At 36.5% G+C, this 11,559-nt stretch carries 10 protein-coding genes; 6 read left to right on the forward strand and 4 right to left on the reverse strand.

Annotation, left to right across the window (positions count from 1 at the left end; genetic code table 11):
- Positions 1 to 368: 368 nt before the first annotated feature.
- Positions 369 to 1,070, reverse strand: coding sequence for an HAD family hydrolase (locus tag V5N67_RS04175; RefSeq protein WP_332060655.1), 702 nt, complete (start codon positions 1,068 to 1,070; stop codon positions 369 to 371).
- A gap of 375 nt (positions 1,071 to 1,445) precedes the next feature.
- Between V5N67_RS04175 and V5N67_RS04180 the strand changes: the two genes are divergently transcribed.
- Complete coding sequence (locus V5N67_RS04180) at positions 1,446 to 2,534, forward strand: site-specific DNA-methyltransferase (RefSeq protein ID WP_442879242.1); 1,089 nt, start codon at positions 1,446 to 1,448, stop codon at positions 2,532 to 2,534.
- Between the two features lie 50 nt (positions 2,535 to 2,584).
- Here V5N67_RS04180 and mutY read toward each other — a convergent pair whose 3' ends face one another.
- Positions 2,585 to 3,643, reverse strand: a complete 1,059-nt coding sequence (mutY, locus tag V5N67_RS04185) for an A/G-specific adenine glycosylase (protein WP_332060658.1) — start codon at positions 3,641 to 3,643, stop codon at positions 2,585 to 2,587.
- A gap of 210 nt (positions 3,644 to 3,853) precedes the next feature.
- On the opposite strand from mutY, the gene V5N67_RS04190 reads away from it, so the two are divergent.
- The 3 genes from V5N67_RS04190 (at position 3,854) to ppdK (ending at position 7,947) form a co-directional block, all read left to right on the forward strand.
- Positions 3,854 to 4,354 carry a DUF721 domain-containing protein gene (locus V5N67_RS04190; RefSeq protein WP_332060659.1) on the forward strand — a complete coding sequence of 167 codons (501 nt, stop codon included), beginning with the start codon at positions 3,854 to 3,856 and terminating at the stop codon, positions 4,352 to 4,354.
- An 83-nt stretch (positions 4,355 to 4,437) separates the two neighbouring features.
- Positions 4,438 to 5,088, forward strand: a complete 651-nt coding sequence (locus V5N67_RS04195) for a DsbA family protein (protein WP_332060660.1) — start codon at positions 4,438 to 4,440, stop codon at positions 5,086 to 5,088.
- Between the two features lie 192 nt (positions 5,089 to 5,280).
- Entirely contained in the window at positions 5,281 to 7,947 is a 2,667-nt protein-coding gene (gene ppdK / locus V5N67_RS04200) for a pyruvate, phosphate dikinase (protein WP_332060661.1), read from the forward strand.
- Positions 7,948 to 8,175: 228 nt separating this feature from the next.
- On the opposite strand, the gene V5N67_RS04205 is transcribed toward ppdK, so the two are convergent.
- A complete protein-coding gene (locus V5N67_RS04205) occupies positions 8,176 to 8,772 on the reverse strand; it encodes a peptidoglycan-binding domain-containing protein (protein WP_332060662.1) in 597 nt (198 codons plus the stop codon).
- A gap of 1,163 nt (positions 8,773 to 9,935) precedes the next feature.
- On the opposite strand from V5N67_RS04205, the gene V5N67_RS04210 reads away from it, so the two are divergent.
- Both V5N67_RS04210 and V5N67_RS04215 read left to right on the forward strand, forming a co-directional pair.
- A complete protein-coding gene (locus V5N67_RS04210; protein ID WP_332060663.1) occupies positions 9,936 to 10,289 on the forward strand; it encodes a DUF5330 domain-containing protein in 354 nt (117 codons plus the stop codon).
- Positions 10,290 to 10,423: 134 nt separating this feature from the next.
- Entirely contained in the window at positions 10,424 to 10,834 is a 411-nt protein-coding gene (locus V5N67_RS04215) for a SufE family protein (protein ID WP_332060669.1), read from the forward strand.
- A 105-nt stretch (positions 10,835 to 10,939) separates the two neighbouring features.
- Here V5N67_RS04215 and V5N67_RS04220 read toward each other — a convergent pair whose 3' ends face one another.
- A complete protein-coding gene (locus tag V5N67_RS04220) occupies positions 10,940 to 11,377 on the reverse strand; it encodes a Ros/MucR family transcriptional regulator (protein ID WP_332060664.1) in 438 nt (145 codons plus the stop codon).
- Positions 11,378 to 11,559 lie beyond the last annotated feature (182 nt).

Below are 11,559 nucleotides of genomic sequence, written 5' to 3' on the forward strand. Positions count from 1 at the left end.
TGCAGACTGCTTCATAACATTACACATATATATGCACGTAGTGAATATATATACATTTAGTGAAAACGTCTAGCTATACAATTGCTTCAGCTATGTGCTGTCAGATTGCAATTGGAAGCTGATTTAATTGTCACATCTCGTCTATATTATTATTGAAGAGAATAATGTAGCTTAATTTGGTGATAATCATATTTTTATTCAATCAAAATTGAACAACATTACGAGATTTATTGTTTACGAAAGAAACTGTATATTAGTTATTTTATTGCACGTGGTTAATATAGCTGTGCTTCAATCCAATACGCATATTAGATTAAAGAGGATTTATTAAAGAGTTGTATGAGCTGATATATGCCCAAAGAGTCTTTTTATGATAAATCTTGCCAGACTGCCATTGCTTCTAGGACTTCTGATAAATGCGCGTGTTTGGCGATAGTTGTTTCAGCGCCAGCATCTGCAAGGGCGTTAGAGTGACTAAGATAGCTGTGTGATCCTCCAGTAAAACCGATAACACGCATACCTGCTGCTACTGCTGCATGTACACCATGAATAGAATCTTCTATAACAATAGTGTTTGTTGGCTTCGCGTGTAATTTTTGTGCGGCAAAAAGAAAAACATCAGGAGCAGGTTTTGCTTTTTTCGTTCCAACTTCAGGGGCAGAAAATACTTTATCTTTACCATCAAAAAAATCATAAAGATTAACAGTGGTGAGCATCTCTTTTATATCTATGCTTGCTGCATTAGAGCAAATACAATAAGGATAGCGAGATTGAATAATTTCAATCGCTTCTCTTATACCATCGATAGCGCGTAATTCAGTTTTTATTTGTGCTCGGAAAAGATTTGACATTTGATCTATGAGGTGGGCAGAAATTGGTTTCCCTGTTTTCTGTTCAACTTTTTTGAGAGTATCAGGAAAGGTCAATCCTGCATAATGTTCACTTAATTCCTCAGGTGATATTTCATATCCTGTGTGTTTCAGCAATTGAGATCCAATTTTTGCTGCGAGATATTCAGAGTCTACCAAAACTCCATCACAATCAAAAATAATGAGATCTATTTGAGGCATGGGATATTCCTTTATATATTGCTTATAGCTAAAAAATTAGCATGAAAAGAATATTAAGAAGACTTTGTTTCATAAAAAGATGCTTCGAAAGTGATTCCTAGTTCGTTTAAGAAGCGAAGGATATGTGATCAGTGCGTTGAAGGAAAGAAAAATAAGGGTCTATCAATGCAAAACTATTTTATTCTTCTTAAAAGAGCAAAAATAAGTATCAATTTTGAATAACCTTAACGATACGTTTACCCTATGTTTGTAAATATAGACTGGTAGTGCGAGCCTGTAAATCATTCTGATTATAGGGCGATTTGGTTTCGTTGCGTTGGATATTTTATGACAGTTAATCAGCTTCAAAAAGGTTTTGTTCGTACTTCTTCTCAGATGCCATGGCGCAATCAGATCTTCAAGGGAGATTGTGTTGCAGTATTAGAAAAACTGCCCAAGCATTCAGTTGATATGATTTTTGCAGATCCCCCTTATAATCTGCAATTGGATGGTGCTTTATATCGTCCAGATCATTCACTTGTTGATGCAGTTGATGATGCGTGGGATCAGTTTGAAAGTTTTGCGGCTTATGATGCTTTTACACGTGCGTGGTTGCTTGCTTGTCGTCGTGTATTGAAACCCAATGGGACACTTTGGGTTATTGGATCTTACCATAATATTTTCCGTGTTGGCACGATATTACAAGATTTAGGTTTTTGGATGCTAAATGATATCATTTGGCGTAAAAATAATCCCATGCCTAATTTTAGAGGACGCCGTTTTCAAAATGCTCATGAGACACTTATTTGGGCTGTTCGAGACCAAAAGGATAAAAAATACACATTTAATTATGATGCTTTAAAGGCCGCAAATGAAGATGTGCAAATGCGTTCAGATTGGCTTTTCCCTCTCTGTACTGGTGCTGAACGTTTAAAAGATGAAAGAGGACGCAAATTACATCCAACACAAAAGCCACAAGCATTATTGGCACGCATTATTATGGCTTCTAGTAAGCCAAGTGATGTTATTCTTGATCCATTTTTTGGTTCAGGGACAACAGGTGCTGTTGCCAAGCTTTTGGGGCGTGATTTTGTGGGCATTGAACGCGAGCAACGCTACATTGATGCTGCATGTAAGAGAATTGCTGCGATTAAACCTTTAAATGAATCAGAGTTAGCGATTTTTGATAGGAAAAAAGCAGAGCCGCGTGTAGCATTCAATAGTTTACTTGAAGCAGGGTTACTTCATTCTGGAGAAGTTCTTTATGATCGTAAAAAGCAAGTATCTGCTATTGTGAGAGCTGATGGTACTATCATGCATGGTGGTGAAGCAGGCTCTATTCACGCAATGGGTAGAAAGGCTCAAAGTTCGCAAAGTTGTAACGGTTGGACATTTTGGTATTACGAAGAGAATGGACAGTTAAAATCAATTGATGATTTAAGAATGGTAATACGTTCACAGATGTTAAAAGCTGGTATTGTATGAAAATAAATCAATGCGCATTGCACTGAATATTTCATTTTATAGTGGAGAAGTTATTTGAATCTAAAAGTATTGGGAATTGCTGCAGAAATAGCTTTTTTCATAACGGTGGGGAGTGCCTCTTTGGCAAGATGATGGATATCACACCACCAGCCATTTTCACACTTCATTTCGCGAATACCATTGATATAGTAAACATTAAGTTTTAGAGAAAAGTGGGTAAAAACATGCGTAATTTGTCCCTTAAACTGCCAATTGGCAGTAAAGGGTGCATTTTGGAGCCCATTTTCATCGCTTATGCCGATATTGTTAGGAATTTGGGTCATTCCACCAAGTAATTTTTTGCCTTGTCGTTTTTCCAAATAAATTTGTTTGTTTTCATTAAGTACAACAAAAGCAGCAGCAGTTTTTGAAGGGCGTTCTTTTTTTGGAGCTTTGACCGGAAAAAATTCTGTTTTTTGCATCTTTGCTGCTTTGCATAAACTTTGAAGAGGGCAGAGTAGGCAAGATGGCTTGCGCGGTGTACAAATTATCGATCCCAGATCCATCATGGCTTGAGCAAAATCACCAGGACGATTTAAGGAAGTAATTTTTTGTGTTTTTTCTTTAATTTTAGCTTTTGCTTTAGGCAATACCAAAGTGATGGCAAATAAGCGAGTTACAACACGTTCGACATTACTATCAACGACGGCTACAGGATGGTTAAAAGCGATTGCAGCAATGGCAGCGGCAGTGTAATCACCAATACCAGATAAAGTACGTAACGTTTTTAAGGACTGTGGAAATTGTCCTCCGTAGTTTTCAACAAGCTGTTGGGCACAATTTTTAAGGTTGCGCGCGCGCGAATAATAGCCAAGACCCGCCCACGCTTTCATGATATCATCTTGTGAGGCTTTCGCTAGAGAAAAAAGATCAGGCCAAAGTTTCAAAAATTTTTGAAAATAAGGTTTAACGGCTTCAACAGTTGTTTGTTGAAGCATGACCTCCGATAGCCAAACGCGATAAGGATCAGGGCAGACACCTTGCATTTGTTCTTCAGGGGTAATCCGCCATGGTAAATGCCGGTGTTTTTTATCGTACCAAGAAAGGAGGCGCAAAGAAATTTCATGCATGATTGTTTTCAGCTATCGAGAGATATAAAATACAAAAGAAAAAATATTTATTTGTAATATATTTCTGCGTTTTTATTCCTTTGTTGTAGGATTTTTAGTAGGTGAATAGCACATTTTAGCGATATTAGATGAATTTTTAGGGAAAATAGTCCTTAAATGGAAGAAAAAATTGTTATAACTTGATAAATATTTTGATAATGATTTAGAAAAATGAGCAAACAATTCCAGAAGTGCTATTTTCATTCTCTTTCTAAGACGGTATCCGAAATACTTGATCCAATTTTACGTAAAAAAATAGGACTTAACGTAGCACTTATAGAGCATTGGTTACAGATTGCAGGTCGCGATATTGGTGAACATACAATGCCGCTAAAAATTATTTGGAAGTGTCGCGTAAATCAAAATGAAGCTTTCCAACCTGCGACACTTATTGTGGCGTGTGAAGGGTGTGTTGCGTTAAAATTAATGCATGAAACAGATGAATTGCTGCATAGAATTAATAGTTTTTTTGGGTATATTGCTATCGATCGCATTAAGATTGAACAAAAGCACACATCTATTCTTACGGATCATCTTGTGGCAAGGCCTGCTCTGAATGAAAAAGAAAAAAAACGCATAAAAAAAATGCTTGAGGGGGTTGAAGATGAAAATTTGCGCCAATCACTTTATGAATTTGGCTGTTGCATTTTTGCAGAAAAAAATAATAAATAAAGCAGAATATTTTATACGTTCCTTTAATATATAAGAAAGTATTAAATTTTTTGCTGTTTAATAACAAAAGAAAAGTATTATTTATGATAGACTATCGTTCTTTTTTATCTTTCGCGATAATTTTTGTTTTCATGACAACTGTGCAAGTCAATGCAACCACGGCTTCAGTGGGTGAAGCTAAGGCCGTTTCAACGGTTGATATGGTTAAACTCCTTCATTCAGGCAAGGTTAAAGATAAGGTTGAGGGAGAAGCGAATGCACCAGTAACAATTATTGAATATGCTTCATTAACGTGTGCTCATTGTGCGCATTTTTATAATGATATACTTCCTCAAATTCGTAAAAAGTATATCAAAACGGGAAAAGTAAAACTTATTTTCCGAGATTTTGCTTATGATCCTCGAGCTACAGCAGGTTTTATGTTGGCGCGGTGTGTTCCAGAAGATCGCTATTTTCCTTTGATAGAAGTTTTATTTCAAAAACAACATGAGTGGGCTTGGGCGCAAGACGCTCTGACGCCGTTGAAAAAAATTGGTTTAATGGCTGGTCTAACGGATGAAAAATTTAATTCTTGCTTGAAAAATCAGTCCATTTTAGAGGAAGTGAATGCATCTTTTGAGCATGGGAAAGAGCTTGGTGTGACAGCAACACCTACCTTCTTTATTAATGGCAATAAGTATGAAGGTGTAATGTCAGTAGAAACCTTCTTTTCGGTGATTGATAGTTTTCTTTAAAACAAAATCTTTTCTTTAGAAGATAGGTATTGATACTTATAATCATTGCCTTTCTTTGTACGGAAAGTTGGTTTTGCGCGTTGATAAAGCAATATTTTCTTTGATTTAGCCAATTTTGAATCGAATCATTGCTTTGGATGATTAGCATGGATCAAATGATGTTGTGATGCTGATATGGGAGGAACTTGTACGATGACAAAATGGGTTTATAGTTTTGGCGATGGTAATGCAGAAGGAAATGCGAGCGAGCGCAATCTTCTCGGCGGTAAAGGGGCTAATTTAGCGGAAATGAGTAATCTTGGCTTGCCTGTGCCTCCTGGATTTACTCTTACAACAGAAGTTTGTAATTTTTATTACGCACATGAGGGATCATATCCAGAAGAATTACAGGAAGCTGTTAAGCAAGCACTTAAAAATATTGGGAAACAAACAGGACGTGAATTTGGTAGTGAAAAAAAGCCACTTTTACTCTCTGTTCGTTCAGGAGCTCGGGCTTCTATGCCAGGAATGATGGACACAGTGCTTAATCTTGGTATGAATGATGAGACTGTGAAAGCAATTGCTTTACAAGCCAATAATGAACGCTTTGCTTATGACAGTTACCGTCGTTTTATTCAAATGTATTCTCATGTTGTTTTGGGATTGGATCATTCGCACTTTGAAAAGATTCTTGATGAATCAAAAGTACGCAATGGTTACGACGTCGACACAGAAATGACAGCAGCTGATTGGAAAGATGTCATTGTTTCTTATAAGGCATATGTTGAAGAAAAATTAGAGAAACCTTTTCCACAAGATCCTGAGCAACAATTGTGGGGTGCGATTGGAGCAGTTTTTTCAAGTTGGATGACGGCACGTGCGATCACTTATCGTCGTTTACATAATATTCCTGAAAGTTGGGGAACCGCAGTTAATATACAGGCGATGGTGTTTGGCAACATGGGTGAAGATTCGGCAACGGGTGTTGCTTTTACACGTAATCCATCGACAGGAGAAAAAGAGCTTTATGGTGAATTTTTAGTTAATGCACAAGGTGAAGATGTTGTGGCAGGCATCCGAACCCCTCAAAATATCACGGAAAATGCGCGTATTATTGCGGGTTTAAATAAGCCTTCTTTAGAAAAAATTATGCCAGAGGCTTTTTTGAAATTGTGTCAGATCGCACAAAAGCTTGAGCAGCATTATCGAGATATGCAAGATCTCGAGTTTACAATCGAAAAAGGTAAACTGTGGATGTTACAGACTCGTTCGGGAAAGCGAACGGCACGTGCAGCTTTAAAGATGGCGATTGAAATGGTTGAGGAGGGTTTGATAACACGTGAAGAAGCGGTGATGAGAATTGATCCAAAATCGCTTGACCAACTTTTACATCCAACGCTTGATCCTAAGGCAGCACGCTTTGTTGTGGCACGTGGTTTACCTGCTTCTCCTGGAGCAGCAACTGGTGAAATTGTTTTTACTTCAGAAGAGGCAGAAGCTGCATCGATGGAAGGCCGCAAAGTTATTTTGGTGCGCATAGAGACAAGCCCAGAAGATATTCATGGTATGCACGCTGCAGAAGGAATTTTAACGACACGTGGTGGCATGACAAGCCACGCTGCTGTTGTCGCACGTGGTATGGGAAAGCCATGTATATCTGGTGCAGGTAATGTGCGAATTGATTATAACACAAATACAATGTTTGTTTCAGGGCAAAGCTTTAAAAAAGGTGATGTTATTACAATTGATGGTGGAAATGGGGAGATTTTCGAAGGGGAGGTTGCTATGTTGCAACCTGAGCTTGGCGGGGACTTTGCAAAGCTGATGGAGTGGGCTGATGGAATGCGGCGTATAAAAGTGCGCGCCAATGCTGAGACGCCATCTGATGCACGTATGGGGCGTTCCTTTGGAGCTGAAGGTATTGGTCTTTGTCGCACGGAACATATGTTTTTTTCTGGTGATCGTATTGTCGCCATGCGTGAAATGATTTTAAGTCATGATGAAAGTGGGCGTCGTAAAGCGTTAAATAAACTTTTGCCAATGCAGCGTTCAGATTTTACCGAATTGTTTGAAATTATGTGTGGTTTGCCTGTTACTATTCGTTTACTGGATCCACCATTGCATGAGTTTTTGCCAAAAACGGATGCAGAAATTCTTGATGTTGCAACGGTTATGGGAGTTTCTGCCGAAACACTTGCAGAACGCGCTCAGCAATTGCATGAATTTAATCCGATGCTTGGGTTACGGGGATGCCGTTTAGCAATTACCTATCCCGAAATTGCAGAAATGCAAGCGCGAGCAATTTTTGAAGCAGCAGCACAAGCTGCTCAAAAATCTGGATCTCCTGTTATGCTTGAAATTATGGTACCGCTTGTTGCACTTAAATCTGAACTAGATTTTGTGAAAGCTCGTATTGATCAGGTAGCTGATGAAGTGATGAAGGAGAAAGGAAGTAATATTCAGTACATGGTTGGGACAATGATTGAGCTTCCAAGAGCAGCTCTTCGAGCAGATGAGATTGCGGAAACAGCGGAATTCTTTTCATTTGGAACAAATGATTTGACGCAAACCACTTTTGGTATCTCACGTGATGATGCTGCTTCCTTTTTAGCAACTTATTTTCAAAAAGGACTTTTAGAACAAGATCCTTTTATAACAATTGATCGTAATGGGGTAGGGGAGCTTGTTACTATTGCTACACAGCGTGGGCGTTCACAGCGTGCGAAAATTAAATTAGGAATTTGCGGTGAACATGGAGGCGATCCTGCTTCTATCACTTTATGTGAGGAAAATAATCTGGATTATGTTTCATGTTCTCCTTTTCGGGTGCCAATTGCACGTTTAGCTGCAGCACAGTCGATAATTGCCAAGAAAGTATAATGAGTTTAAGATATTTTTATTGTGTGTTGGTTGCAATACGAGGAATAAATTATTCATGCAGTTTTTCATTGACGGTATTAAAAAGAAAATTTTTTAAAACGCGTTTTATTTGTGTATCTTAGAGAGATGGAGTTTTGTCTTTGATATATTTAGGAAAAAAATGTAAAACATGGAGAACAATGTGTTCATACGTTTTCAGGCTATGTTGTATAAGATAAAGAACTCCCTTCAATTCAATAAACCAACTTCACGCATTTTCATTAAAGTTTTGTGATCAGTTTTCCCTGTTATAGGAAGACGGAAATTTTTTTGAAACTGTTTTAAGGCATCTATGGTTTTTTGATCTTCTACACCTGTAACAATGACCTCATAGTTTCCAAAATTACGTAAAGCTTTCTGTATTTGCACAATATCTGTAATAGAAGATTTGAGAACAGCTGCTTTGGGATGAGGCAGGCCCGTGGTCTTTGTCGTTTTACTTGCCATTTCTATTTCGCTACGTTTAATTAACACCGCAATTTCATCTATTTGAGGAGAGGCTATGACAGTATTTTGCATTTCGTTAGAATTTTGCTGTTCCCACAATGTTATGGCACGACGTGTTTTAGGTCCCTCAATCCCATCTAAAGAGCCATCATAAAGCCCTAATTTTGCTAGCTTTTTTTGCATTTTTAGCGTGCTTTCTGCAGAAGAATCTGAAGATGAGTTTTGGTGTAGATTTCTTGGAATGGGTATAGAAGTAATATGAGTATTCGCTTGAGATTTTACTTCTTTTTCGAATAGAATAGGATCTTGTCCTATATTGGAAACAGATGTAAACTTCATTTGAGGAAGTACATCTTGATATATTGTTATTTGCGAAAATAAAGCATTAAATGAAACAAACCCAAAGCTAATAGTAAAAAGAAAAAGTCCAATGACCAACAGAGTGTTTTTTTGTGTATAAAAATAAAATCGTTTTGCTATCCAAAAAAGTAAACGACACATTATAAGAAAAAATATTATAATAAAGCTTTGATGTATACGCTGTCTTACGACTTTTCCTTTGCGCATTTTTCGTTTTTTTGTCATTATTTTTTTATTTCTAACTGCAATTGTTGCTTACACAAAATTCAACATAAGTCACTTTCACTTCTAGCCAGAAGAAGCTGCATTTACGTTGTTGATTTCTCCATCTTTTCAAATGGTTGAAATAAATAAGATCGCCATATAAATGTTACAAGTTTATAAAACAAAAATAGCCCCTCTCTATTTTTTCAATCTCATATTTACATGCGTTCTTACTATGCACCATAAGAGCATCCAGCTATGTAATTTTCAGGTCTCATAATTTTATGTAATCACATTTTTTTGCACATATATTTGATAACATTTGAAATATCTTATAACGCTGGAGAATTGATGACAGCATATATTTTCCTCAAATATCTTGATATGTGAATTTGCATTTCCGTACACAACGTTACAGATCAGCACAATTGTTCTTATACCGTACCTTGCGCAGATATAACTCCACTCTACTAATATTTAATAAATTTCGTAAGCTTCAATTAAAGTTATTTTCAAAATATTCGTAAGATAGTAAACAGCTTGTTTAATCTTTTCAACTTTATAATTAAACTTTCTTGTCGCAACAAAATAGCTCTTAATAGGATGCTATATAGATCCCTTCAATTTCACTCATTAATAGACTTATTATCTATTTTTCTTTGTATATTTATCCTCATTGTGTGTGATGAGAATGCGAGTTTACATATTTAAAAATCCCTCTTTGGTTGTACAAATTTGATGTTAGATTACGAATGAGAAGGATAATATATTCTGCTTATGTCCAATTATATCATGTATTTACAACATAGTTAACGACATGAATCTGGTAAATAAATGCTTGATTTTATAAAATGCTCATTTTGTAAATTTTTTATCAAGAAGAAGGGCGTAGACTTGCTACTTTTGTTTCATTTACAACCGTGGTACAGTGACTGCCCATGATACGTTTTTTAATCAAGTTATCATTTTTTTTGTTTTTTATTTTTGTTATCATTTCATTTTTTGTAGAAAAGCCAAGTAATGACCATTTCTCTACCCAAAAAGAGAAGGATGCAACAACAAGTGATATCATTATTGCTTTTAAAGAAGCTTTAAATGATTTAGGAACATTTTGTGAACGGAACATAGAAACTTGTAAAGTTGGAAAATCTTTTTTTACTTCACTTGGTGAACGTGCACATTATGGTGCAGACATTGCTTACGAATATCTAGGACGTTTGAGGGGTAAAAATATGGTCCAATCTGAAAATACTTCTCCCAAGGTGGGGACACAAAAGCCTGCACAAAAGTAGAATCATATTATATATCTTGAAATAAAAATTTTTACCATTCGTCATTAGCTGCGTGCTAAGAGGAATAAACTGCTTATATGTCAATGAAATACATCAACATGATCAATAATACAAAACAAGGTAAGACCGAGATTATGGCAGAAACGATTGATGATATCATAGAGAACTTTTCTCTTCTGGGTGACTGGGAAGATCGTTATCGTTATGTGATTGAACTTGGCCATGAATTACCTCCTTTTCCAGAGAGTGCTCGAAACGATGCTCACAAAGTGTCTGGTTGTGTTAGTCAAGTGTGGCTTTTATCTTCACGCGATAATTCAAAAAATCCAACATTAACGTTTCAAGGTGATTCTGATGCTCATATTGTGCGTGGACTTATTTACATCCTTCTTGCTTTTTATTCAGGTAAAAAAGCCTCCGAAATTCGTAGTGCTGATGCTGAAGGTCTCCTTAAAACACTTGGTTTAAACGAAAACCTCACACCGCAACGATCGAATGGCCTTAAATCGATGATTGAGAAAATTCGTAACGAAAGCTATTTATGAGCATTCAATCTCTTGCAGCAACAATTCCATAAATCCGCATAAAAAATGTAACGCCACAAAAATATTATCATATACTAAATGTAATCATTTTTGGGAAAAATACGATTATTTTATTTTCTTTCGCTGACTTTTGCGCCCAAGTCCCATTTCTTTTGCCAAAGTTGAACGTGCTTTTGCGTAATTAGGTGCAACCATCGGGTAAGAACTGTCTAACTGCCACTTTTCACGATATTCCTCAGGCAACATTCCGTAATGTGTCATTAGATGGCGCTTTAAAGACTTAAATTTCTTTCCATCTTCAAGGCAGATGAGATAATCAGGAAAAATAGAGCGTTTTGGATTAACAGCAGGTCTTTGCTTTTCAACTTCAGTTTCTGTTAATTCCATATTTCCAGCTTTGAGAAAAGCGGCATGAACATCAGCAATTAAACTCGGCACTTCAGTCGGTCGAATTGAGTTATTGCTCACATAAGCAGCAACAATATTAGCAACCAATGTAATAACTAAATTGCTTTCAGTCTCTAAGACTGGACGATGTTCCATTCTTATTTCCTTTAATCTAAAAGCGATATACTATTCGCATCCATACTTAATGATACAGGGATTCCATGCACGTAGGTTTCATATTGTACAAAAATCTTTTTTGTCAATTCAATTATTTTATAAAATTGCTTAAACACAAAAAAATCAAATAAATTCCTCTTTTTTGTCATAATATATAATAA

Source organism: Bartonella rhinolophi (genome assembly GCF_036576165.1).
Classification (GTDB): domain Bacteria; phylum Pseudomonadota; class Alphaproteobacteria; order Rhizobiales; family Rhizobiaceae; genus Bartonella.